Source organism: Pseudomonas sp. AIG, from assembly GCF_977020205.1.
This window is the reverse complement of the sequence record NZ_CDROCK010000010.1, coordinates 102,882-127,837: the sequence shown is the minus strand read 5'-3', so window position 1 is coordinate 127,837 and position 24,956 is coordinate 102,882. Positions and strand designations below refer to the sequence as shown.

The 24,956-nt window shown below is 59.9% G+C and carries 25 protein-coding genes; all 25 read right to left on the bottom strand.

Annotated features, from left to right (window positions below; translation table 11 throughout):
- Window positions 1-83: 83 nt before the first annotated feature.
- On the bottom strand, window positions 84-1,454 hold the full coding sequence (locus ACWR1S_RS09115; RefSeq protein WP_454563250.1) for a flagellar hook-length control protein FliK: 1,371 nt from the start codon (window positions 1,452-1,454) through the stop codon (window positions 84-86).
- A gap of 104 nt (window positions 1,455-1,558) precedes the next feature.
- On the bottom strand, window positions 1,559-1,906 hold the full coding sequence (locus tag ACWR1S_RS09110) for an Hpt domain-containing protein (RefSeq protein ID WP_454563249.1): 348 nt from the start codon (window positions 1,904-1,906) through the stop codon (window positions 1,559-1,561).
- A 31-nt stretch (window positions 1,907-1,937) separates the two neighbouring features.
- Window positions 1,938-3,641: an ATP-binding SpoIIE family protein phosphatase gene (locus tag ACWR1S_RS09105; RefSeq protein WP_454563248.1), complete on the bottom strand. Its 1,704-nt coding sequence runs from the start codon at window positions 3,639-3,641 to the stop codon at window positions 1,938-1,940.
- Between the two features lie 5 nt (window positions 3,642-3,646).
- A complete protein-coding gene (locus ACWR1S_RS09100; protein ID WP_137219398.1) occupies window positions 3,647-3,952 on the bottom strand; it encodes an STAS domain-containing protein in 306 nt (101 codons plus the stop codon).
- 190 nt (window positions 3,953-4,142) lie between these two features.
- Window positions 4,143-4,595, bottom strand: coding sequence for a flagellar export protein FliJ (gene fliJ, locus ACWR1S_RS09095; RefSeq protein WP_454563247.1), 453 nt, complete (start codon window positions 4,593-4,595; stop codon window positions 4,143-4,145).
- Between the two features lie 6 nt (window positions 4,596-4,601).
- On the bottom strand, window positions 4,602-5,960 hold the full coding sequence (gene fliI / locus ACWR1S_RS09090) for a flagellar protein export ATPase FliI (RefSeq protein ID WP_454563246.1): 1,359 nt from the start codon (window positions 5,958-5,960) through the stop codon (window positions 4,602-4,604).
- On the bottom strand, window positions 5,950-6,756 hold the full coding sequence (gene fliH / locus ACWR1S_RS09085) for a flagellar assembly protein FliH (protein WP_454563245.1): 807 nt from the start codon (window positions 6,754-6,756) through the stop codon (window positions 5,950-5,952). The genes fliI and fliH overlap by 11 nt, the downstream gene beginning before the upstream one ends.
- 4 nt (window positions 6,757-6,760) lie before the next feature.
- Window positions 6,761-7,780, bottom strand: coding sequence for a flagellar motor switch protein FliG (gene fliG / locus ACWR1S_RS09080; RefSeq protein WP_007920042.1), 1,020 nt, complete (start codon window positions 7,778-7,780; stop codon window positions 6,761-6,763).
- Window positions 7,773-9,560 carry a flagellar basal-body MS-ring/collar protein FliF gene (gene fliF, locus ACWR1S_RS09075; protein ID WP_007920043.1) on the bottom strand — a complete coding sequence of 596 codons (1,788 nt, stop codon included), beginning with the start codon at window positions 9,558-9,560 and terminating at the stop codon, window positions 7,773-7,775. Before fliF ends, fliG begins: the two co-directional genes overlap by 8 nt.
- Before the next feature lie 15 nt (window positions 9,561-9,575).
- The gene (gene fliE, locus ACWR1S_RS09070; RefSeq protein WP_007920044.1) at window positions 9,576-9,905 is read right to left on the bottom strand and encodes a flagellar hook-basal body complex protein FliE; all 330 of its coding nucleotides are present in this window, start codon (window positions 9,903-9,905) and stop codon (window positions 9,576-9,578) included.
- A 128-nt stretch (window positions 9,906-10,033) separates the two neighbouring features.
- The gene (locus ACWR1S_RS09065) at window positions 10,034-11,425 is read right to left on the bottom strand and encodes a sigma-54-dependent transcriptional regulator (protein ID WP_454563244.1); all 1,392 of its coding nucleotides are present in this window, start codon (window positions 11,423-11,425) and stop codon (window positions 10,034-10,036) included.
- 5 nt (window positions 11,426-11,430) lie between these two features.
- Complete coding sequence (locus tag ACWR1S_RS09060; RefSeq protein WP_454563256.1) at window positions 11,431-12,624, bottom strand: sensor histidine kinase; 1,194 nt, start codon at window positions 12,622-12,624, stop codon at window positions 11,431-11,433.
- A gap of 125 nt (window positions 12,625-12,749) precedes the next feature.
- Window positions 12,750-14,225, bottom strand: coding sequence for a sigma-54 dependent transcriptional regulator (locus ACWR1S_RS09055; RefSeq protein WP_007920053.1), 1,476 nt, complete (start codon window positions 14,223-14,225; stop codon window positions 12,750-12,752).
- A 172-nt stretch (window positions 14,226-14,397) separates the two neighbouring features.
- Entirely contained in the window at window positions 14,398-14,694 is a 297-nt protein-coding gene (locus tag ACWR1S_RS09050; RefSeq protein WP_007920054.1) for a hypothetical protein, read from the bottom strand.
- A 10-nt stretch (window positions 14,695-14,704) separates the two neighbouring features.
- A complete protein-coding gene (gene fliS / locus ACWR1S_RS09045; RefSeq protein WP_064119541.1) occupies window positions 14,705-15,100 on the bottom strand; it encodes a flagellar export chaperone FliS in 396 nt (131 codons plus the stop codon).
- A 130-nt stretch (window positions 15,101-15,230) separates the two neighbouring features.
- Window positions 15,231-16,691 carry a flagellar filament capping protein FliD gene (gene fliD / locus ACWR1S_RS09040; RefSeq protein WP_454563243.1) on the bottom strand — a complete coding sequence of 487 codons (1,461 nt, stop codon included), beginning with the start codon at window positions 16,689-16,691 and terminating at the stop codon, window positions 15,231-15,233.
- An 82-nt stretch (window positions 16,692-16,773) separates the two neighbouring features.
- Entirely contained in the window at window positions 16,774-17,130 is a 357-nt protein-coding gene (locus ACWR1S_RS09035) for a flagellar protein FlaG (protein ID WP_077571651.1), read from the bottom strand.
- 73 nt (window positions 17,131-17,203) lie between these two features.
- Complete coding sequence (locus tag ACWR1S_RS09030) at window positions 17,204-18,055, bottom strand: flagellin domain-containing protein (protein ID WP_016984295.1); 852 nt, start codon at window positions 18,053-18,055, stop codon at window positions 17,204-17,206.
- 243 nt (window positions 18,056-18,298) lie between these two features.
- On the bottom strand, window positions 18,299-18,565 hold the full coding sequence (locus tag ACWR1S_RS09025; protein WP_454563242.1) for a hypothetical protein: 267 nt from the start codon (window positions 18,563-18,565) through the stop codon (window positions 18,299-18,301).
- Window positions 18,562-19,851 (bottom strand): motility associated factor glycosyltransferase family protein, encoded by a 1,290-nt coding sequence (locus tag ACWR1S_RS09020; RefSeq protein ID WP_454563241.1) that lies wholly within the window; start codon window positions 19,849-19,851, stop codon window positions 18,562-18,564. The genes ACWR1S_RS09025 and ACWR1S_RS09020 overlap by 4 nt, the downstream gene beginning before the upstream one ends.
- An 87-nt stretch (window positions 19,852-19,938) precedes the next feature.
- On the bottom strand, window positions 19,939-20,865 hold the full coding sequence (locus ACWR1S_RS09015) for a ketoacyl-ACP synthase III (protein WP_095122707.1): 927 nt from the start codon (window positions 20,863-20,865) through the stop codon (window positions 19,939-19,941).
- 226 nt (window positions 20,866-21,091) lie between these two features.
- Window positions 21,092-22,144, bottom strand: coding sequence for a pseudaminic acid synthase (pseI, locus tag ACWR1S_RS09010; protein WP_454563240.1), 1,053 nt, complete (start codon window positions 22,142-22,144; stop codon window positions 21,092-21,094).
- Window positions 22,137-23,642 (bottom strand): UDP-2,4-diacetamido-2,4,6-trideoxy-beta-L-altropyranose hydrolase, encoded by a 1,506-nt coding sequence (gene pseG / locus ACWR1S_RS09005; protein WP_454563239.1) that lies wholly within the window; start codon window positions 23,640-23,642, stop codon window positions 22,137-22,139. Before pseG ends, pseI begins: the two co-directional genes overlap by 8 nt.
- On the bottom strand, window positions 23,639-24,334 hold the full coding sequence (pseF, locus tag ACWR1S_RS09000; protein ID WP_454563238.1) for a pseudaminic acid cytidylyltransferase: 696 nt from the start codon (window positions 24,332-24,334) through the stop codon (window positions 23,639-23,641). The genes pseG and pseF overlap by 4 nt, the downstream gene beginning before the upstream one ends.
- Window positions 24,331-24,951, bottom strand: a complete 621-nt coding sequence (locus ACWR1S_RS08995; RefSeq protein ID WP_454563237.1) for a pseudaminic acid biosynthesis-associated methylase — start codon at window positions 24,949-24,951, stop codon at window positions 24,331-24,333. The genes pseF and ACWR1S_RS08995 overlap by 4 nt, the downstream gene beginning before the upstream one ends.
- Window positions 24,952-24,956 lie beyond the last annotated feature (5 nt).

Sequence of the window (24,956 nt, the reverse complement as noted above, 5' to 3'; positions counted from 1 at the left end):
CCAACCATCCCCCAATCAGTCCCCTCTCCCTCCGGGAGAGGGCTAGGCGGGCGGCGTTCCGATGAGGGGTCTCTTGATTTTGATCAGGCGTAATAGTCGACCGCGCTGCTGCCAATCACGCTGGTGGTTTGAGCAGCGGCTTCAGCAACAGCGGCAGGCGCCAACTCTTCATCCGCCGAATCGAGGCGACCGCCAGCAGCACGGGTGCGACCACTCTGGCCCTGCTGCGCCTGTTCCTGACCCTGCTGCCCTTGCCAGCCACGGCTCTGGTCAGACACATTGACGTCAACCTGGCCCATGCCCTGCTGATTAAACATCTCGCGCAGGCGATGCATTTGCCCGTCCAGCGCTTCACGCACGCTTGGATGCGCGCTCATGAACGTCACCTGGGTCTGTTGATCCGGGACCATGTTCACGCGGATATCCAGACGCCCCAGTTCCGCTGGCTGCAACTGAATGTCCGCCGCCTTCAGGTTGGCGCTCGACAGATACATGACGCGGTTGACCACTTCTTCGGTCCAGCCGCTCTGGTGCATGGCAATCGGCTGGTTCACCGGCACAGCGTTCGCAGTCTTCGGTGTAGCTGCCTGCGTCAGTGCCGCCAGACGGTTGGCGAAGTCATCGACGCGGGTATCGCTGGTGGCGGTTTTGAGATCTTTGAGGCCGTCGTCGATCAAGCCGCTGAACGCTTTGTCGCCGCCCTGGCTGGTACTGTCCTTGTCGGCTTGCACATCGAGCATGCTGGCCATGCCAGCGGCGAAGTTTTGTGCCGCAGTCAATTCGCCGTCGGCCTGAGTCTGAGCCGGCGACGCTTTCGGTTGCGCCTGGCTGGCGGCGGAAATGTGCCCGCCCTGCTCCATCGCCATGCGCACGGCCGGCATCGAGTCGAGGGGATCAGCCGAAGGGTCGAAATCGCTGTCGGTAGTCGGCGCCGGATCTTTGACCGTACCCGGCAACGCAGCGAGTGCGGGGGTTTCGGTTTCAGGCGGGGCCGGGGCAACGACAGCCGGGGCCTGCGCCACAGGTGCCGCAACCACCGGCTGCACAGCGACGGCCAATGCCGGGTCGAGCGCCGGGTCAACCGGTGCAGCATCAACCACTGGGGTCTGAGGAGTGTCCGCGCTGTCGTCGCTGCTCGCGGAAGTGTCATCGGTAGCTGCCGTTTTATCGGCAGGCAAGTCATTGCCGCTATCGGCAACCGCCGGTTGCGCAACGGCAGACTGATCCTTGCCAATATCCTTTTTGCCGCTGTTGTCAGCAACCTTGTCACGCGCCGACTTGGGCGAATTATCAGCAGTGACGACGGGTTTGTTCGATCCCTGATCGGCGAACACCTTAGCGAAGCTAGAGGCTTTATCCCCAGTGTCTACGGCCATAGCCGACGTTTTCGCCGAGGCGGCTTGCGCCTTGGCCTGAGCGGCATTCTGAAGAAGGATGTTGGGGGTCGCAGGCATGAAACGGTCTCCGCTGCACTGGGATCGTAGGTACAGTTGCGGAGATAAATGCAAGTGCCGGGCCAGTTTTGCCCGGCGCTTGAGAAAAGCGCCGGACGGCGGGATCAGTGCGTCAGTGCGTGCTGCCGCTCATCTTCGTAAACCGGGCGGACATCGGCGAACTCGCCGCTGATATCAGCGACCAGCCTGGCGATTTCAGAAGGACTTTTATCTTTGGCGTCCGATTCCAGCTCCTGGCAGAGCGCCGCCAACCGCACAGCGCCCATATTGCTGGCGCTACCCTTGAAGCTATGCGCAACTTCCGACAAAGCCTTGGCATCCGAGGTCTTTTGCAACTCGTACAAGCGACTTTCGGAATCCGCCAGAAAGGTATCCAGCAGCTCCGGATAACCCTCCTCCATGACTTCGCGCAGTACGCTCAGCGCCTCGCGATCAATATGTTTGTCAGTCACTTGCTCACTCCTTGATCAAGAATTGCGCGGATTATGCCTCAACCTCCCAGGAAAACTCCACGCGAGCACTACGACCTTCGTCCGACCAGCTGGCGTTGCGCCCCAATTGCCGGACCAGACTGACACCACGTCCCGACAAACGGACACCGTCCAGCGGCCGCTCCATGATCCGCGCCACATCAAAACCCTTGCCGCTGTCTTCCACGCAAATCACCAGACAACCGCCCTCGCCTCGTGGTTGCACCTGCAAATGCACGCGCACGAAACCGTCCTGCAACGCCTCCAGCCGATCATTGCGCTGCTGATAATACAGAGCAAAACCCGCCGCATCGCGCTTGAGACTGGAGTCCAGCCCCAGCACGCCGTGCTCCAACGCGTTGGAATACAACTCGGCGAGCACGCTGTACAAAGCGCCACTCTGCGCCCGCAACCCATGCACCTCAAGCAACAACTGCAACAGGTACGGCAACGGATTGAAACGCTTTAGCGTCGCGCCACGGAATTCGAAGCTCACCGACCAGTCGAGCGGGCACGACTGGCCGCTGTCGGAATACACCGGCGCCGACGGCTTGACCTGCGCCGGTTCGAGCAGGCTGATCTCGACCATGCTCACGTCGTCACGGGCCTCTCCGCGAAAATCGCGCAATGCCTGCTCGATGTCCTCGAACAAGCGATCCGGCTCGCGGTTGGCGGCGAACACCTGCTGCAAACGCTCGACACCGAACAGTTGATCACTGGCATCACTGGTGTCGATCACGCCGTCGGATAACAGGAACACCCGATCACCGACGGCCATGGGATGCACTTCCGTTCGGTCGTCGAACGCCTGCGCGCTCAGCACCCCCAACGGCAATTGCCGCGCCGCCAGCGGCACACGCTCACCGCTGGCGATCCGATGCAGATAACCGTCAGGCATGCCACCGTTCCACACTTCGACCGAACGCCGCTGAAAACTCAGACAGAGCAGCGTGGCGCAGCAGAACATGTCCACCGGCAGGATGCGTTTGAGCTTGGCATTCATCTCGCGCAGGGTTTCGGCCAGGCCGTAGCCCTTGGCGGTCATGCCGTAGAACACCTCGGCCAAGGGCATCGCCCCGACCGCTGCCGGCAAACCATGGCCGGTGAAATCGCCAAGCAACACATGCATGTCGCCCGCCGGCGTATAGGCCGCCAGCAGCAGGTCGCCGTTGAACAACGCATAGGGCGATTGCAGGTAACGGATATTAGCCGCGCTCAGGCAGCCGGAGTGCGCAACCTTGTCGAACACCGCTTTGGCCACGCGTTGTTCGTTGAGCAGGTAATCATGGTGTTTGGCGATCAGGTCGCGCTGTTGCAGCACCGTCGCCTGCAAACGGCGCAAGCGATCCATCGCCTTGATTTTGGCGGCCAGAATCACCTGGTTGTAAGGCTTCGCCAGAAAGTCGTCACCACCGGCCTCCAGACATCGGGCCAGCGCTTCGCTTTCGGTCAGCGATGTCAGGAAGATGATCGGCACCAGCGTTTCGCCCGCCAGCGCCTTGATCTGCCGCGCCGCTTCGAAGCCATCCATGACCGGCATCATCGCGTCCATCAGCACCAGATCGGGTTGCTGGCGGCGAAACAGATCGACCGCTTCGGCACCGTTGGCCGCCATCAGGACCGCGTGACCCTGGCGGCGGACGATGGTCGACAGCAGCAGCCGATCGGCGGCGCTGTCTTCGGCGATCAGAATGGTCAGCGGCTCTTGCGCCTGCATAGGCGTCAACTGATGTCGAAGAGTTTGTCGAAATTGGAGATGGCGAGGATCTTGCGCACATCGGAGTTGCTGTTGACCACGCGCACGTCCGAGCTATCGCCGCCGGCGTGATCCCGCAGCAGGAGCAGCATGCCCAGCGCCGAGCTGTCGAGGTAAGTGGCTTCTTTCAAATCCACCACAATGGACTCAGGCTTCTTGGCAAGATGCTCATAGGACTCACGGAACTCCTGATGGCGACCAAAATCAAACCGCCCCCTGACCGAAATCGTCAGTTTTTGACCATCTGGAGAGACTTCTGTAACGACTGACATTGACTGGCTTCCTTGTCATTGACGAACCTGTACAAGGTTTAGCACCTGCACAGGGTTGCGGCAAGGCGCATCACAGGAACAAATGTGGGAGCGAGCCTGCTCGCGAAGGCGTCGTGTCAGTCAACACTTCAGTCAACTGATCGATTGCATTCGCGAGCAGGCTCGCTCCCACAGGGTCTAGCGGTGCGATTTAGAACGGATTCTTTCGCGGCAAGCGCTGCGACAACTCATCAAGCAACTTCTGCTCGCGCTTGTCCTCAAGGCGTTGCGCCTCTTCGCGATAACGCTGCACCAGTTTGCGCAGTCCTTCAACCTTGGCGAATGCCTGCTGCCATTCCTCACGCGCCTTGTCGAGCTTGTTCTGATGCCAGACCAGACTCTGGCGCTGCTGGTCTACGGCGGTGTCGAGCTGCGCCAGAAAGCCCTGAAAACCAAGCAGCCATTGCCCGCTCACGCCCGTACTGCCGCGCACGATCCATTGCTCGGAATAATCCAGACGGAAGGCATTGAGGTCGGCGAGTTTGCTTTCAGCGACTTTGACCTGGCCCTGAAAATAGCCCAGCCGTTGCACGGCGGTTTTCTCGGCCTGTTCGGCCATGTCCACCACCGGCGCCAGACGCGCGGCTCGACTGACAGTGGCCATGACCGGTTAGCCGCCCGCCGCCGGGGCAAACAGGGTTTCCAGGTAAGCCTGGCTTTCGCCCATGTTGATTTTGTCGTTGAGGCCCTGACGCTGGTACCGGACCAGCTGCGGTTGCAGGGAGATCGCCAGATCGGTCTCGCGGTCGCCACCGGCAACGTAGGCGCCAACGCTGATCAGATCGCGGCTCTGCTGATAACGCGACCACAACTGCTTGAAGTATTGCGCGCGCTGCATGTGCTCCGGCGAGACCACCGCCGGCATCACCCGGCTGATCGACGCTTCGATGTCGATGGCCGGATAGTGCCCCTCTTCGGCCAGACGCCGGGACAGCACGATGTGGCCGTCGAGCACGCCTCGGGCCGAGTCGGCAATCGGGTCCTGCTGGTCATCGCCTTCGGACAGCACGGTGTAGAACGCGGTAATCGAACCTCCGCCCTTCTCGGCATTACCGGCACGCTCAACCAGTTTCGGCAATTTGGCGAATACCGATGGCGGATAACCCTTGGTCGCCGGCGGCTCGCCGATTGCCAGGGCGATTTCCCGCTGCGCCTGAGCGAAACGGGTCAGCGAATCCATCAGCAACAGGACGTTCTTGCCCTTGTCGCGGAAATATTCGGCGATGCGCGTGCAGTACATCGCTGCGCGCAGACGCATCAACGGCGCATCGTCCGCCGGCGAAGCGACCACGACGGAACGCTTGAGACCTTCTTCACCGAGGCTGTGCTCGATGAATTCCTTAACTTCGCGACCCCGCTCACCGATCAGGCCGACGACGATGATGTCGGCCTCGGTGAAGCGCGTCATCATGCCCAGCAACACCGATTTACCGACACCGGTACCGGCAAACAGACCCAGACGCTGACCACGACCGACCGTCAGCAAACCGTTGATGCAACGGATACCGACGTCGAGCGGAACGCTGATCGGGTCACGGTTGAGCGGGTTGATTGTCGGGCCATCCATCGGCACCCAGTCTTCGGCCTTCATGCCGCCCTTGCCGTCCAGCGCACGGCCGGCGCCGTCGAGGACGCGACCGAGCATGCTCATGCCCATCGGCAAGCGCCCGGTATCAGCCAGTGGCACCACACGGGCGCCGGGGGCGATACCGGCGACACTGCCGACTGGCATCAGAAAGACTTTGCTACCGGAAAAACCCATGACTTCCGCTTCCACCTGCGAGGGGTGGTAGCTGTCGTCATTGATCACCAGGCAACGCGTGCCCATGGCGGCGCGCAGGCCTTCGGCTTCGAGGGTGAGGCCAACCATGCGCAGCAGGCGACCTTCAAGAATCGGCGCGCCGGCAATTTCAACCGCCTCAGCGTAAGTGCTCAGGCGCTTGGCGAAACTGGTGCGTTCAAGGCGCATCGGGTGCGTCCGCGAGCGGCTCTTCAGGCGAGGCCGCCGGTTTTACGTCTTCTGGAATGTCCAGAGTCAGATCCGCTTCAGCCGGGTGCAAAGCCTGCTCGTGCAACTGATCGAACAGTTTGGCCATGACCTGAGTAACGCGGGTTTCAATGCTCGCATCAATGCGGCTGTGCTCGGTTTCAACCCGGCAGCCACCCGGCAGCAGCGATTCATCTTCGACGATGCGCCAGTTTTCCTCATGTCGTTCGCGCAAAGCCTTGGCCTGCTCGAAGTCCTGCGGATTGACGTACAGGCGCACATTGTCGACGCCCAGCGGCAACAGCTTGAGGGCATCGCGCATGACGTGTTCGATCTGGCTGGAATCGATAGCCAGCTCGCGCTTGATCACCTGTTTGGTGATGTGTTGCACGAGGTCGACCAGCGACTTTTCGATCAGCGTATCTTGTTCGGCGATGGGCTCGAACAGGTTCGCCATCAACTGCTCAAGGCTGGCGAGTTTGGCGCTCAGCGCTACCTCGGCTTCCTGACGGACCTTGAGCGTGGCGCTGTGAAAACCTTCCTTTTCGCCGATGCCGAAGCCTTCGTTGTAAGCCTCCTGACGGATGCTTTCGAGTTCTTCCAGGGTCAGTGGCTGGACTTCTTCCAGCGGCACTTCTTCCATTTCCGGCGGTTCGGGCTCCGGTTCAGGCTCGGGTTCCGGCTTCGGCGGGTCGAAGCTGGGCATGGCCCAGGACTCGAAACCACGGACATCGCGGGCACGGATCAGATCCGTCACATCGTCGTCGTGCTTGTCCATGGGCTTAGATCATTTCCTCGCCACCCTTGCCACCGAGTACGATTTCGCCGGCTTCGGCCATACGACGGGCAATGGTGAGGATTTCTTTCTGTGCGGTTTCGACGTCGCTGACGCGCACCGGGCCTTTGGCCTCGAGGTCGTCGCGCAACAGTTCGGCAGCACGTTTGGACATGTTCTTGAAGATCTTCTCTTTGACGCCTTCGTCCGAACCCTTGAGGGCCAGCACCAGCACGTCGGAGGACACTTCGCGCAGCAACGCCTGAATACCACGGTCGTCGACATCGGCGAGGTTGTTGAACACGAACATGAGGTCTTCGATCTGACCGGACAGGTCTTCGTCGACTTCGCGAATCGAGTCCATGAGCTGGCCTTCGATCGAGCTGTCGAGGAAGTTCATGATGTCCGCCGCACGCTTGATGCCACCCAGGGTGGTGCGCGAGGCATTCGAGTTGCCGGAGAACTGTTTCTCGAGAATCTGGTTGAGTTCTTTCAGTGCCGCCGGTTGTACGGTGTTCAACGACGACACGCGCAGGATGATGTCCAGACGCACTTTGTGGTCGAAGTTACCCAGCACTTCACCGGCCTGATCCGGATCGAGGTACGCGACCACGATTGCCTGAATCTGCGGGTGTTCGTAACGGATCACGTCGGCAACGGCGCGCGGCTCCATCCATTTCAGGCTGTCGAGGCCGCTGGTGTTGCCACCGAGCAGGATGCGGTCGATCAGGCCGTTGGCCTTGTCTTCACCCAGTGCCTGGGTGAGCATTTTGCGCACGTAGTCATCGGAACCGACGCCCAGGCTGGTCTGGTCGCCGACGATGTCGACGAACTCGCTCATGACCTGCTCGACCTGCTCGCGATGGACGTTGCCCATCTGCGCCATGGCCACGCCGACACGCTGAACCTCTTTCGGGCCCATGTGGCGCAGCACTTGCGCGGCATCGGTCGAACCCAGGGACAGCAGCAGAATCGCGGCTTTGTCGACCTTGTTCAGTTTGACGGTTGCGGCTCGGTTATCACTCATCTGCGTTAATCCACTCTTTCACGACCTGAGCCACGCGACCCGGATCCTCGGCCACCAGACTCTTGATTGCATTCAGTTGCGCGTCATAACCCTCACTCGGGCTCGGCAACAGAATGCTCTGCGGACCACCGAGGCTCACGCGGTCGTTGGAAAGTTCGCCGTCCAGGCCGCCCATCCCGCCGAGTTCCACGTCGCTGCCCAGACCGGCCAGCTCCTTGCCTTTGCCGCCGCCAGTGATGTTGTTGAGCACCGGACGCAGCACACCAAACACCAGCACCAGGATGAACAACACACCCAGCACTTGTTTGACGATGTCCCAGAACCATGGCTGGGAGTAGAACGGAATATCGGCAATCACTTCGCCGCGCTCGGCGGAGAACGGCATGTTGATCACGCTGACGCTGTCGCCGCGGCTGGCGTCGAAACCGACGGCGTCCTGGACCAGACGGGTGAAGCGCGCCAATTCGTCGGCGCTCCACGGCGCACGGGTGGTTTCACCGTTGGCCGCGTTGACCTTGACCTGATCGTCGACCACCACCGACACCGACAGGCGATTCAGGCGACCCTGCTGCTGTTTGGTGTGGCTGATGGAACGGTCGAGTTCGAAGTTCTTGGTCGATTGCTGACGTTTGTCGGCCGGGTACGGCGCGAGCATCGGCTGGCCGGTGGCCGGGTCCATGATCTGCTGACCGTTGGCGTCAACCAGTGGCTGACCGGGCTGCACCATCGCGGCCGGCGCTGCGGTGCCACCGGTGGTTTGCGGCGCCGAAGCAGGCGACGGCGGCTGGTTGCTCAGGGCACCCGGCACACCTTGCGGGCCATTGCTGGCGGTGCGTTGTTCGTTGACCGACTGCTCGCTGCGCAACGCCGGTTGATCCGGGTTGAACTGCTCGGCCGTCGACTCGACGGCATTGAAATCGATATCGGCCGAGACTTCGGCCTTGTAGCGATCGTTGCCCAGTACCGGCTGCAAAATGTTGTGCACGCGCTGGGTGAGCATGCTTTCCATGCGACGGCTGTAATCGAACTGCTTGCCGGCCATGGTCATTTCGGAGTTTTCCGCCTGATCAGAGAGCAAGGTGCCCTTCTGGTCGACGACGGTGATCTGCGATTTGCTCAGCTCGGGAACGGAAGTCGCCACCAGGTTGATGATCGCAATCACCTGACCCGGTTCCAGCGAACGACCGGAATACAACTCGACCAAGACAGAAGCGCTTGGCTTGCGCTCATCACGCACGAACACCGAACTCTTCGGAATCGCCAGGTGCACACGGGCACCCTTGACGTTGTTCAGGCTGGAAATGGTCCGCGCCAGTTCACCTTCGAGGCCACGACGATAACGCGTCGCTTCCATGAACTGGCTGGTGCCCAGCCCCTGTTCCTTGTCGAGGATTTCGAAACCGATATTGCCGTCGCTGGGAGTGACACCAGCAGCCGCGAGTTTCATCCGCGCACGGGACAGGTCATCGGCCTTGACCAGCAAGGCACCGGAGTTCGGTTCGACGTTGTAAGGAATGTCGGCGGCGGCCAGAGTGTCCATGACCTGCTTGGCGTCCATGCCGGCAAGGCTGCCGTACAACGGACGGTAATCCGGCTGCTGCGACCACAGCACCACGGCAAAGCCAATCGCCACGCTCGCAGCCAGGCCGACCAACAGGCCCACCTGACGCAGCATGGTCATCTCGGAGAGGTTTTCCAGGAAGGACAGGCCGAACAGCGGCGGTTTGCCGTCTATCGGGGTGGCCTTGGCCGGAACGTTATCGGCGACTGCTTCTGCCATGACTCAATCTCGTCCTTAAACCGGCATCTGCATGATGTCTTGATAAGCCTGAACCAGTTTGTTGCGTACCTGGGTCAGAGCCTGGAACGACACGCTGGCTTTTTGCGAAGCGATCATCACGTCCGTCAGATCGACGCCGCTCTTGCCCACTTCAAAGGCATTGGCCAACTGAGTCGACGCGGTCTGAGTATCGCTGACCTTGTTGATCGCCTGACCGAGCATGTCGGAAAAGCTGCTGCCTCCCAGCTCAGGGACAGCGGTCGTCGATTTCGGCGCAGACATGGCATCCAGCTTCATGGCCTTCATGTCTGTCATCAACCGATTAAATTCAATACCTTGGCTCATGGTCTACTCTCTTGGGCGGCCCGCAATTTTTTGACACTCACTCGGCGGGTACGCAGGTATTAGCAACAAGGGTGCCAGCTCATGGGCAGCCCTTTCAGAAAAGCATTTTCAATTTTTTGCAGCGCGGCTCAGGTGGCGAACAGATAACCTTCGACGTCCATCCCGGCATCACGCATTTGCGCCAGTTTGTAGCGCAGGGTGCGCGGGCTGATGCCGAGCTTTTCTGCGGCCTCTTTGCGCCGTCCACGCTCGGCACGCAGGGTGTCGATGATCATCTGAAACTCCCGGCGGCGCAGGTCATCGCCCAGGGCGCCGGCCGAATCCGCATCGATTTCCACCTCGCGAAGCACCGCTGACACCGGCGCGGCGACGGGCATCGCGGTGTACGTCACGGGACCGGCCAGACAGAAATCCTGCGGCTGAATCAAACCGCCCTGCTGCAAAATCAGCGCACGTTGAATGGCGTTATCCAGCTCACGCACATTGCCCGGCCACGGGTAAGCGGTCAGGCAGGCTTGTGCGTCAGGTGAGAGTTTCGCCGCCGCGTGCTTCATTTTATTGACGTGTTTGGCCAGCAACCTTTCGGCCAGCGGCAGGATATCGGCAGTGCGCTCGCGAAGTGGACGCCAGGCCAGAGGGAAAACCGACAGACGGTAAAAAAGATCTTCACGGAAACGCCCCGCCGCTACTTCGCCCGCCAGATCACGGTTGGTGGTGGCGACCACGCGAATATCCAGAGCAATCGGTTTACGCGCACCGACGCGCTCGACCTCGCGCTCCTGCAACACGCGCAACAGTTTGGCTTGCAGACCAAGGGGCATTTCGGAAATTTCGTCGAGCAGCAGCGTGCCGCCGTCGGCCTGTTCGAACTTGCCGGCCTGCGCCGCGATGGCGCCGGTGAACGAACCCTTCTCGTGGCCGAACAACGTGGCTTCGAGCATGTTGTCCGGGATCGCGGCGCAGTTGATCGCAATGAACGGCTGACTGGCACGGTGGGATTGTTGATGAATGTAGCGCGCCAGTACTTCTTTACCGGTGCCGGATTCGCCGGAGATCAGCACCGTGGAATCGCTGCGCGCTACTCGCGCGGCCAATTCGAGAAGTTGCGCACTGGCTGGCTCGACGGCGATAGGGCCTTCACTTTCGCTCACACCAATATTGCCCAGCGCATGCCGCGCCACCAGATCCAGCAAAGCCTTGGGTTCAAACGGTTTGACCAGATAGTCCGCTGCGCCCTGACGCATCGCATCGACCGCGCGCTCGACTGCACCGTGCGCCGTCATCAGCAGCACCGGCAACTGTGGCTGACGGGCACGCAGCAGGGAAAGCAATTGATGACCGTCCATGCCCGGCATGTTGACGTCACTGACCACCAGACTGAACGCCTCGCGCGCCACCGCCGTCAGCGCATCCTCAGCGCAACCGACCGCCTGGTAATCGTGGCCGGCCAGCAGCAACGTGTCAGCCAGCGCTTCGCGCAACGAACGGTCATCCTCGACCAGCAAAACCTTGATGCCCATGACTTTTACTCAGCTCCCTGTACAGCGGAAAACAGCGGCAGGATCACCTGCGCGCAGGTGCCGCGCCCGACTCGCGAACGCAGCAACAATTCTCCCTGATGTGCCCGGGCCACAGCCTTGACCACGGTCAGGCCCAGGCCGGTGCCGGTGACTTTGGTGGTAAAAAAGGGTTCGCCGAGCCGCGCCAGAACAGTTGGCTCGATCCCGCTACCGCTGTCGCTGATGCACAGGCGCAAGCTGTTTTCGCGGGTGTAGCAATGCACTTTCAGGCGGACGTCGGCAGTACTGGCTTGAATCGCGTTTTCAATCAGATTCAACAGCGCGCCGACCAGCGTGTCGCGATTGCACAGCAACTCTCCGGCATGACTGTCGCACTGCCAACGGATTGGCAGATCCTGCACATGGGTCAGCGCGGCGGCTTGCAGCGCTTGCATCAGCGCATTCGGCGTGAGGCGATCGGTGAGCGGCAATTCCCCGCGAGCGAACACCAGCATGTCACGCACCTGATGCTCCAGCTCGTGCAGACGCTCTTTCAGGCGCCCGGCGAAACGCTGCTGAGTCGCGACCGGCAATTCCTGCTCAGTCAAATGACTGGCGTAAAGCAACGCGGCAGACAGCGGCGTGCGGATCTGATGTGCCAGCGAAGCGACCATACGGCCCAACGAGGACAAGCGCTCGTGGCGCGCCAGTTGATCCTGCAGATGACGGGTTTCTGTCAGGTCGTTGAGCAGCACCAATTGCCCCGGCTCGGCATCCAGCGAGCGGGTGGCAATCGACAGGCGTCGACCATTTTTCAGGGAGATTTCATGACCGTCGTCTTCACGCGGGGCAAAGCAGCGCGCAATCACATGGCGCCACAGTTCGCCCTCAAGCGGCAGGCCGAGCAGTTCGATGGCAGCCGGATTGGCTTCACGGACCATGCCGTGACCGTCGATGACAATGACGCCACCGGGCAACAGATCAAGGAGGTTTTGCAGGCGATTGGCCAAGCGTTCTTTTTCCGCCAATTCCTGCATGCGCTGGGCGCTGACTACCGCCAACTCACCCTTGAGCTCGGTCACCCGCGCTTCCAGCATGCTGTAGGAGTCCGTCAACTGGCTGGACATCTGGCTGAACAGCTCGAATGCCTGCTCAAGGCCCTGTCGGCTTGCCTGCTCTACGGAGGACGGCTGCCCCTCGGGACTGGAGGCAGAAGACATCTGGGCTTGGGGCATTGTGCTTTCTCGCTTGGCTGACCGTCAGTTAAACGGAACGTTGCGAGGGCTGTAGCAATACCCGTGCCTAAAAAAAACTGCTTATAAATGAAGCAGTTGAAAAACAGGCGTCAATCCTCCGCCTGTTCATCGCCATCGCGTCGGCTCATGCCGTACTTGCGCATCTTCTCGACCAGGGTGGTACGACGGATACGCAGGCGTTCAGCCGCACGCGCGACAATGCCATTGGCATCGTCCAGCGCCTGCTGAATCAGGCCCTGCTCCAGACCACCGAGGTAGTCCTTCAGGTCCAGACCTTCCGGCGGCAGCATGGCATTGGCGGTGAAGTCCGGCGTATGGCCATTGATCGCCACGCGCTCTTCGAGATCACTGCGCAGGCTGTCGACCATTTGCTCGTCTTCGTCATCGACGTAGCGGAATTTCTTCGGCAATTCGACCACGCCGATCACTCCGTACGGGTGCATGATCGCCATGCGCTCCACCAGGTTGGCCAGCTCACGGACGTTGCCCGGCCAGCCGTGACGGCACAGCGACATGATCGCCGCCGAGTTGAAGCGGATCGAACCGCGCTTCTCGTGCTCCATGCGCGAGATCAGTTCATTCATCAGCAACGGAATATCTTCGACGCGCTCACGCAACGGCGCCATCTCGATCGGGAACACGTTCAGGCGATAGTAGAGGTCTTCGCGGAAGGTGCCGATCTCGATCATGCTTTCGAGATTCTTGTGGGTCGCGGCGATGATGCGCACGTCGACACTCTGGGTCTTGTTGCTGCCCACGCGCTCGAAGGTGCGTTCCTGCAAGACGCGCAGCAGTTTGACCTGCATCGGCAGCGGCATGTCGCCGATTTCGTCGAGGAACAGCGTACCGCCGTTGGCCAGTTCGAAACGGCCGGCACGGCTGGTGATTGCACCGGTGAAGGCGCCCTTCTCGTGGCCGAACAATTCGCTTTCGAGCAGCTCTGCCGGGATCGCCCCGCAGTTGACCGGCACGAATGGCGCATCGCGACGTTTTGAATGGTAATGCAGGTTGCGCGCGACCACTTCCTTGCCGGTGCCGGACTCACCGAGGATCAGCACACTGGCATCGGTGTCGGCGACCTGTTGCATCATCTGGCGCACGTGCTGGATCGCACGACTGGTGCCGACGAGGCTGCGGAACAGGTTGGGTTCGCGATGACGACCGCGCTCGCGGGCCTGGTCGTACATCTCGCGATAGACCTGGGCACGGTGCAGGGAGTCAAGCAATTTGCTGTAGCTGGGCGGCATTTCGAGGGTCGAAAGCACCCGGCGACGCTGGTCTTCAGGCAAGTCGACGGAAGAATTATCGCCCATCAACAAAACCGGAAGGAACTCATCCCAGGTTGAGAGTGTCTTTAACAAGCCCAAAAGCGCGCCAGGAGCATTAACGGTCCCGATCAGTACGCAAATGACCTCACGACTAGACGACAAAGAGCCGACTGCCTGCTGCCAGTCATGGCTGCCGCAGGGTAAATTTTCTTCGCCGAGAAAATTTAGAATCACCGCCAGGTCGCGGCGGCGGACGCTATCGTCATCGATCAGCAGAATTTTGGTTTCACGCCACATGCAATAGCAACTTCCCTAGTCAACTCAATGCCCGAAAAATGGGGCAAGCGAGACGCTTGCAGGACACCATGTGCCTGTAGACGCCTGAAATCTGAAAACAGCCACTAGTTAAGTCAAAAAACCGTGCACAGTCAAATTTATGGCGCACATGTCTGGATTAACTGGGGGTTAATTAACCAAACAGATGGTAAACCTTTGCCGCCTTTTGCGCTTGGGTGATCTGCGACATCTCGTTGGCTATCGCCTGCCGCTCACCCATCGCCACCTCAAGAAGCTCTTTGTAGACGTGCAGCAGCTCCTCGAGATTGTTGCGCAATGCGTCTTCATCCAGCGCGGCTTCCGCCATGACGTCTTCCATGCAGGACCGGCAAGCCAGATCCAGCTCACCAATGGCTTCCCAGTTGCGTTCGGCCAGGGCTGTGACCAACGCTTCACGGGTATCGGCGATTCGCTGCAATACAAGACTCATGACGATCTCCTTAAAACTGGGGGCCTGGTGGAGCGATGCCGTCCCAGCCTTCCTTTACGGTGCGCAGCAGACCGGCCACTTCGTCGAGGATCTTCGGATCACTCTTGATGTTGGCCTCGGCCAGTCGCTTCATCATGTAGATGTAGAGCTGGTTGAGTTCAGCCACCGAATCGGCGCTGTTTTCCAGATCCAGACCCTCACACAAGCCGCCAATGATGCCAACAGCTTTGCTGATGGCCGTGCACTTGGCAGCAATATCCTTGCGCTCAATGGCGCCCTTGGCCTCGGCGATACGCCCCAGACCACCTTCCATCAACATTTGCACCAGACGGTGCGGGCTCGCTTCGGACGTCTGAGCGTGTGCGCCGACTTTCTGGTACTGCCGAAGGGCTAACATCGGGTTCATGTTCTACCTCATTGCCACATTGACTCGTATAACCAGTGTATCGCCAACGAATCAGAGAACTTTAGATCAAAAAGACAAAAACCCGGCACACGCCGATAAAGCGTAGCCGGGTTTTTGTCGTGCCTGTCTGTTACTTCGCGGACTGCTGAGCGTTCAGCGAGCTGAAGAACGACGTGATGTTGCTCGCCGTCGCCTTCATCTGCCCTACCAGCAAGTCCATGGCGTTGTACTTGGCAGTCAACGTCTTGGTCAGGTTCTCGACACGCAAATCCAGCGCCGCCTGCTGGTCGGTCAGGTTTCTGGTGTTTTTAGTGAGAATGGCCATGCGCTGATCAAGCAAGCCGACACCGGTAATGCTGCCCGCTGGCGGCTTGAGATACGGATCAACCACCTTGCTCATGCGCGTCAGCAGACCATTGGTGTCGTCGGTGCCGGTAAACAACTGCTGAACCTGGCCGGTCATGCCTGGCTGCGCCATGGTTTTGGTGAAAGCAGCGGTATCAAACTTCAGGTTACCGGTGTCGCGGTCGGTCATCACACCCAACTGCGACAGCACCGACAACGGGCCGCCAGCGCCTGTTGCTGTCAACTGTTCACGAATATCGGCAATCAGTGCACGCGGCATCGCGTCGCCGGTGAACGCCGCTTGCACGGTCAGCTTGCCATCGGCATCCGGCGTCGCCTTGGACAGCGTATCGATGGTGGTCTTCAACGTGTTGTAAGCGTCGACGAACGACTGGATCGATGTCTGCAGGCCTTTGGTGTTGGCGTCCACGCTGACAACAGTCGGCGTCGCAACACCACCCACGAGAGGACTGACCGTCGTCAGGTTCAGGGTCAAACCACTGATTGCGCCGGTCACCGTGTTGCTTTTGCTGGTGACTTCAAGGCCGTCGATGGTCAGCTTGGCGTTACCCGCAACGCCGTTGACGGCGCCTGAAGCACCGGCAGCCGGGTTAGGACCCATCAGCTGGGTGCCATCGATTTCCAGACCGGCAATACCGCTGACTTTGAGGTCAGAGCCTTCGCCGGTTTTGCTCGAACTGATCACCAGGCGCGAAGAGCCAGAGCTGTCGGTCACGATGTTGGCGGAGATGCCGTTGGCGCCCTGAGCCTTGTTGATAGCGTCACGGGTGGTCTGCAACGTGGCATTGGCCGGAATGTCGACATTGTAATCAGTGCCATTCTGACTGATTTTCAGGGTACCACTCGGAATGGCACTGGCGGCACCGCCGGCAAAAGAGGCGCTGGCGATTTTCGAGCCAGTGGCCAATTGAGTGACAGCAACGTTGTAACTGCCCGCCACGGCGGTGCTGTCGGACGTCGCGCTCAGATTGGTATTGCTCGAAGTCGCGGTGAAGCCGGAAAAGGCAGGATTGGTCTTGCTGCCCAGATTGGTCATCGCCGTCTGGAACGCGGTCAACGCGCTCTTCAGCGAACCAACGCCGGAAATCTTCAGCGTATTGGCTTTGGTCGCGGTATCGATCTGCGTCTGCTTCGGCGCCTTGTCGGCGTTGACCAGCGCAGTGACGATCGCACCGATGTCCAGGCCGGAACCCAGTCCGGAACCCGGTAGAATTGGACTTGCCATGTGCATCTCCCTTCAGATTGTTGCCATTCTTTTGACCGTTACACGCGTCCTGAGAATGGACAAACATTATTCATGCCAGCTATCAGACTTTGGCGTCGAACAACACGTGGCTTGCATTGGCCAGGCTGTCTGCCAGCTTGAGAGCTTCTGCGGAGGGAATCTGTCGAACGACCTCACCCGTCTCGCTTGCGATCACCTTGACGATGACCTTCCCGGAATGCTCGTCGATAGAGAACTCCAGATTGCGCTTGATCGATTGAACAAACTTCTCGATCTCCTGCACGGCCAGCTTCAACTTGGCATCGTCCGTATCCTGACTCTTGGCAGTGGCCGGAGCTTCAGTCTTGGCAACCTTAGGCGTTTCTGACGGTTTGTCAGCAACCGGCGCTACTGGCTTGGGAGCCGGATAAGACTGGTTAAGCTTGACGCTCATGTCCATGCTCATCACCTCCTAACGTAAAAAGGCGAGAGAGCACGACAAGCGCACTCCCCCGCCCAAACTTGTTCCGAAATTACTGAAGCAGCTTCAGTACAGCGGAAGGCAGTTGGTTGGCTTGAGCCAGAACGGAGGTCGAAGCCTGCTGCAGAGTTTGCTGCTTGGTCAGGTTAGCAGTTTCTGCGGCGAAGTCGGTGTCTTGTACACGACCCTGTGCAGCGGTGGTGTTCTCAACGATGTTTTGCAGGTTGGAGATGGTGCTGGTCAGACGGTTTTGCGAAGCACCCAGGCTCGAACGAGTGCTGTTGATCGTTGCAATTGCAGCGTCGATCGCGGTGATTGCGTTGTCGATGTTGGCAGCAGCGCCCGATACGCTTGCACCGGTCAGAACTACAGTACCGCTACCTACGGACAGGCTGACGGCGTCGAACTTGGAGCTCAGTACCAGGTCGATGTGGTTAGCCGAACCGGTGTTTGCGCCCACTTGCAGGGTCACAGTACCAGCCGAACCGTCCAGCAGGTTTTTGCCGTTCAGGTTGGTCGAAGCAGAGATACGAGTCAGTTCGTCCGACATCTGGGCGAATTCGTCGTTGGTTGCTTTCTGGTCGATGCTGCCGTTGGTACCGGTACGGGCTTTAACAGCCAGTTCACGCATACGCTGCAGAATGTCGGTCGAAGCTTGCAGAGCGCCTTCAGCGGTCTGAGCAACGGAGATACCGTCGTTGGCGTTCTGGATCGCCTGGTTGCCACCACGGATCTGGGAAGTCATACGGGTAGCGATCTGCAGGCCAGCGGCGTCGTCTTTAGCGCTGTTGATTTTCAGGCCGGAAGACAGGCGCTGCATCGAAGTCGACAGAGCGTCGGAAGCGCGGTTCAGGTTTTTCTGAACGTTCAACGATGTGGTGTTGGTGTTTACTGTTAAAGCCATGACGAATTCCTCGTTGGTTGGGTACTGCGGCTTCCGGCCCTGGCAACCGCCGGGTATGGCCTAGAGAACCTTCGTAATAGTTATCGTCGGGTTTGCAGGTTGCTTGAGGGCTTTTTGAAAAAAATTTGCCATCACCCTGCCACTCCCAAAAAAACAAGGGCTTAGCGCGCCCCTCCCACGAAAAAATGACGCCATAAAACTGCCCACACCACCAACCCTTGTGCCAGAGCCGTCGCCCCTCTCTCAGCTCTGCGCACTCTCCAGCAATTCAATCAGTTCATATTCCACGAAATCGGCAAGCCCCAGCCAGTCCTGACGCTCCTGACACGCCAGTATGTGTGTCAGTACCTGCGCCCACGACTGCTGGACATCCTCATTGGCGAGCGCAAAAAACCGCTGCGCCTCGTCGAATACATCGACCATCGTCAGCGCCGCTTCGACATCACGGCCCAAACGAAACAAGCCGGCGCATTGCCTGCATGCGCTGATGCACGCCACCTGGGCACTCATTGCACAAACTCCGGGTTGAACTGAGTGCCCACGATCATCGCCCCTGCCCGACTGCTGTTAAGGAAGCTGACCTCGGGATGCCGCGCGATATAACGCTCCAGCACGCACAGGTAGCCACGAAAATTCAATTGCGTCCTGACCCGCTCGCCATTGCCGTCACGGACCCAGTGCCGCGCCTGCTCCAGGGCTGGCCCCAGATCGCCATCGTCCCATCCGGCATGGGTCTTGTTCATCGGGAAGGCAAAGTCGGCACCGAACAGGGTAATGCGCGTGCCGCCCATTTTCACCGCCAGATCCACAGCGGGGTGAATCACGCTGCCGCCAGCATTCAATTCGGCTCGAGGGTGCTGCTGACGCAACGTGGCGTAGACCGGGCTGGCGGTATAGGCGCCATAGCGTTTGCCCTTCCAGGCCTTCAACACCGTCGGCGAGCTCATGGGCAGGTACACCAGCGGGATGCCGTCCGACTCCTCGAAAGGCAGATGCCGAAAGCTGATCAACTGATCGATCGTCACCACCAGATCGGGGATGATCCCGTGCTGACGCAACGGCCGATAAGCCGTGTCGACACAAATGAACAGCGGCCGCTCGGCCTGAGCGCGCACCGCTGCCAGCCGTTGAAAATGCCCTTCCAGGCTCGGTCCGGTGCCGATCACATAGATTTCGCGGCCGATGCAGGTGCCAAACAATTGCGCCACGTCATCATCGGCAAGCAGCACCTCCAGGCTATCGCGCAAGCGCTGCTGGATCGCCGGCAATTGCGGATCGAACTCGCGATTGTTGAAACTCAGGTGAACTTCATTGACCAGCCGATCACGAATCTTCGCGCTGAAGTCATCGGCCAGGAGCATTTCGGCGGGCAGCGCAAAAAACGGCGTGTAAATATCCGCATGATCGCCGGCATACATCAGTTCAACTCTGGGGTCTTCAAGCCATGGCCGCTGGTCGAGCAACTGCAGAACCAAGGCAAACAAGGCGCCGTTGAGAATGTGCACGTACAACCGCTCAAGGGCGGCGCGCTCCAGCAACACCGACGGCAGGTCGCCAAGGCCGGTGCCGTAGACGTGCAACCGAGGTTTTTCCGGCAGGCTGGCCGCCTGGACCCGGGCCTCGTGGATGCGGTCATGGCGACTGGTCAGTTGAATCCCGTCGATACTCAGCGTAGAGCCCAGGCCTTGCACCAGTTCGGCTTGAATGACCGAACTGTCTTCAGCCAGCAATCGTGCAAACAGCGCCGGCCAGCGTTGCTGGATCACCTGGGCGTTGGCCTGGAAAAACTCGCTCATGGCGCCTCGCGCTCCCTTTCAGGCAAAAAAATAGCGTTCAAGGTTAACCTTGAACGCTATTTTTGTATCCGCCGTTTTTGATTCCGCTCAAGGACGATAAATGATCGCCGAGCCCCACGACAGACCGACACCGAAACCGCTCAGCGCAATACGCTGCCAGTCGGAATCAATGACGTGTTTTTCCAGTAGCAACGGAATGCTCGACGACACCGTGTTGCCGGTCTCGACCATGTCCTTGATGAACTTCTCCGGCTCGCCTTCGAAGCGCCGCGCCACGGCATCGACAATCGCCGCGCTGCCCTGGTGAATGCAGAAAGCATCGATGTCATCAGCCTTCAGACCGGAATCATCCAGCAGTTCGTGCAAGTGCGCCGGAACTTTCAGCAGCGCAAAATTGAACACCTGACGACCGTTCATGAAAAACACGCCATCGGTGACTTTCAGGTGCGGAGCACCCGAACCGTCGGTGCCGAACTTGGCCTTGCCCAGCGCCCAGGTCGGATCTTCGCCCATCCAGGTGGCCGTGGCGGCGTCGCCGAACAGCATGGTGGTGTTGCGGTCTTCCGGGTCGACGATTTTCGAATACGGGTCAGCGGTGATCAGCAGGCCGTTCTTCAGGCCGGCGGCTTCCATGAACCCCTTGATCGCGTAGATGCCGTAGACATAACCGGAGCAGCCCAGGGAAATGTCGAACGCCGCCACGTTGGTTGGCAGCCCGAGTTTGTCCTGGACGATTGCGGCGGTGTGCGGCAGGCCTTCTTCATCACCGTTCTGGGTGACGACGATCAAGGCGTCGATCGATTCACGCTTCAGTTCAGGGTTGCTGGCAAACAGCGCATTGGCCGCTTCCACGCACAGATCGGAGGTTTCTTGTTCAGCGTCTTTGCGCGGCAGGAATGCCGAGCCGATCTTGCCAAGGATGAATTCTTCATCCTTCTCGAATTTTGCACCTTGTGCGTAATTGTCCACGCCGGCTACAGGAACGTAGCTCGCAATGCTTTTTATGCCAATCATTACGGCTTCCCAATAAAAAACAGCCCAAGACCACCGCTCGCAAGGATTTCGAGGGGCGCCGACAAACAGAAAACGGCCGCCACAACGGGCAGCCACGGGGAGCGCAAAGGGCTATCACTGGAATCGAAAACGAGCCAGGCGCCATCTCCCCGATCAATACAATACAGTGAAGATGCGCGTTATGACTCGCAGGTCACGCTATTTTGCCGAATCGGTGCAGATCGGCTTATTCGACCAACGACCAGTCCAGCGGCGTGCCACGCTTGATCGCTGCGCGCGCGCGGCGGCCGAGGACGGCGTCGGTGTGCTTGGGCGGCAGACCGAGACCAGGGCGGATAGCACGCAGATTGTCCCGGGAAAAGGGCTCACCGGCGGCCATGTCGGCGGTGACGTACAGCGAACGGCGATAGACCAGCGATTTGCGTTCAGCCTCCGTGACGCCGTAATGCACTTGGCCCATGGCCTGCCAGGCACGTTCGGTTTCTACCACCAGACTGGCCATTTCTGCAGGTTCCAGCGAAAAGCTCGCATCAACCCCACCTGCCGAACGGTCAAGGGTGAAGTGTTTTTCCACCACCGTCGCGCCAAGCGCCACCGCCGCCACCGACACGCCAACACCCATCGAGTGATCCGACAGGCCCACTTCGCAGCCGAACAATTCGCGCAGATGCGGGATCGTGCGCACGTTGCTGTTGAGCGGGGTCGCCGGATAGGTGCTGGTGCATTTGAGCAGCACCAGATCCTTGCACCCCGCCTCGCGGGCAGCGCGCACGGCTTCATCCAGCTCAGCGATGCTGGCCATGCCGGTGGAGATGATCAGCGGTTTGCCGGTGGCCGCCACACGGCGGATCAACGGCAAGTCAGTGTTTTCGAAACTGGCGATCTTGTAGGCCGGTACATCAAGGCTTTCGAGAAAGTCCACCGCGCTGTCATCGAACGGAGTCGAGAACGCGAGCATGCCCAGCTCTTTCGCTCGGGCGAAAATCGGCGCATGCCATTCCCACGGCGTATGGGCCTTTTCATACAGATCATAAAGCGAAGTGCCGGCCCACAGACTGCCCGGATCCTTGATGAAGAACTCGCCTTCAGCCAGATCCAGGGTCATGGTTTCGGCGGTGTAGGTTTGCAGCTTCAAGGCATGCGCCCCGGCCTTGGCCGCAGCCTCGACAATGTGCAGGGCGACGTCCAGTGACTGGTTATGGTTGCCGCTCATCTCGGCAATGATGAAGGGCGGCGCATCGGCGCCGATCAAGCGGTTGCCAATCTTGAAACTAGTCATGCGGGTGATCCTTCAAAACACGGGTGAACGCACAGGCACTCTGAGTGAACCCGGCGTCATGAAACACATTCAACGAGGGACGATTGTCCGGCAACACCTGAGCGGTGATGACTTTCAGTTGCGGCCAGTGCGCGGCAACAAATGCCTCGCCACGGGCCAATAGCGCCCTGCCCCACCCCAGGCCCATCCGTCCTTCGAGCAGGTAGATCGAGACTTCAGCTTCAAACCCACGCAAGTCATACCGCACAACGCCAACCGCGCCGTCGTCCGCCTCGGCGATCAACAGCAGGCGCTGCGGATTGCGCAAACTCGCGGTCAGCCAGTTCAGGTGCTGCGGCCAGTCGATCACGCCGCTGTCCAGCGACCAGCGCCGCACCGTTTCGGCATTGCGCCCCTCGAACAGCAATTGCGCATCGTCCAGGGTCGCCGCGCGCACCTTCAGCACCGCACCGGCCAGTGCCACCGCGACACGCTCGGCGCCGCGCCCGTCGACCAGTCGTCGCGAGCGTTCGGCCAGGCTCTGGCGCAAATAATGATTGCCGGTGACAAAGCCGATGGCGTTGCGCAACTGCTCGACACTGACCTGCTCACGGGCGCCCATGAACACATGCGCGCCGGCTGCCGCCATGACTTCGCCGTTGGCCTGCTGATTGTTCGACACGGCAATACAGATCGTCGGCAGCCCCATTGCCGCCCGCTCCCAACTGGTGCCGCCACCGGCACCAATAAACAGATCAGCCTCGGTCATGCGCTGGTAGAAGTCACTGACAAATCTGTGCAGACGCCAGTTCGGCCGTGTCTCGGCCAGGGCCTGCATCTGCGCCCATGCCGGATTGTCGGCACCGGCGACGAAGTCCACCTGCAGATCGGCAAAATCGGCCAGCGCGAGCATCGCGTGATGGGTTTGCCTCACCGCATCGAAACCGCCGAAGTTGACCAATACGCGCTGGGCCCGATCTTTGATGTCGACGGCCGGGCAGCTGAATTCTTCACGCAACATGGCATAGCGTGGACCGAGCAAGGTGCGGCAACCTTCTGGCAACAGCGCTTGATAATTCTCGTACAGGCCCGAGAGATTCTGATTGAGCAACAGATCGACGCTGTAGCGCCGCGTGGCCAAATCATCCACCGCGGCGATTCGCAACGCCCAGCGCCGTGCAGCGGTTTGCCAGTGATGATCGAGGCCGTAGTGGTCGACGATGATCCAGTCGAATTCGGCCTGACCTTCAAGCTGCATGCCCAACGCGTCGATATCGGCCTGCCACGGCAACATCGATTCGATGGCTTGCTGTGGGTCTTCATCGACGTAGCGATCAGGCAACGCAAACGTCTCGAAGCCCTCTGCGCGCAAGGCCTCAAGGCGATGGCCCGGCAAGCTGCGGCAGGCAAACGCGACGTGGCTGCCCTGCCCGCGCAACACGCGCGCCAGCGTCAGGCAACGGGCAATGTGGCCGCTGCCGATGGTTGGCGAGGCGTCGGCACGAATCAATATTCTCATTGCAACTCTCCGCCGGCCTTGAGCGCAGCGTAAAGGTATTCGGCGCGCGTCCAGTCTTCAAGGGTGTCGATGTCCTGCACCAGATGTCTGGGCAGAATCACCGGCAGGCTGGCGGGCGAATAGAGCACATCGCCGCGCAACCATGCCTCACTGCGCCCCCAGTAAAACTGGCCGGCGTCCTGAAACGCTTCGGGCAGATCCTGCGAACGGGTGTTACGAAATTCGGGATGCAATGCCGTCAAAGCGCCCTGCGCGTCCAGCGTCAGCGCACGCTGCACCGGAAAACCAAAACTGCACACGGAGAATGCGAATGACTTGTCTGGATGTTGCTCCAGCCACTCGATGCCCTGGCGCAGAAAACGTGCCTGCAACAGCGGCGCCGTGGCATACACGCAACAGGCGTAATCAAAGGCTGGCAGTTGTTGCAAGGCGTGCACGATCACCGCAGCGGTGCCGGTGAAATCATCGGCCAGCGCCGCCGGACGCATGAAGGGCACCTGCGCGCCGTGCGCTCGCGCAACGTCGGCAATCTCGGCATCGTCGGTGCTGACCACCACCTGCTCAAACAAACCTGAATCCAGCGCCGTGCGGATCGAACGAACAATCATCGGCACGCCATCGAACGGCAACAGATTCTTGCGCGGGATGCGCTTGCTGCCCCCACGGGCCGGGATGATTGCGACGTTACTCAAGGGCGTTTTTCCAGCAGGAACCAAGTGATGTCGTCCGCCGGGAATTGCGGATCGCGGTGATAGACAAAACCATAATCAAGCAGGTGCAGATCGGCATAGCGATCAAGCATCTCGCCGGCGAAATCACGTTTGAACAGCTTGCCGCGGTTGCCACGATAAGTCACTTCTACCGGCGCCGGATTGTAATACTCGGCGATCAGAATGTAGCGCTGACTCAACTCATACAACTGCGCATAAGCCGTCGGCAACAGCGGCGGCGCGAGGTGGATCAGCACACCCTTGCTCAATGTCAGGTCGTAGCGGCGTTCGCGCGGAAAATCGAACAGTGAGCCATGCCAGATCTGTGCAATGTCCAGCGCACGTGCCTGAGCACAGGCGTTGTCGTTGATCTCGACGCCGAATAGCTCGCAACGTGGCAACAGTTGATGCAACGCCTGCAAATTGTTGCCGGCGTTAGTCCCCAGTTCTACCAGACTTTCGATACCTGCGGCGCGGTTGAGCGCTTTGGCAAACAACGCCTGGTTCGCCGCCATCAGCGGCTGACCCGCATTGCGCTCGGCGTACTGGTTACCGAAGTCGCCCTGCCAGAACTTTTCCTGCTCACTCAACTGACGCATTGCAG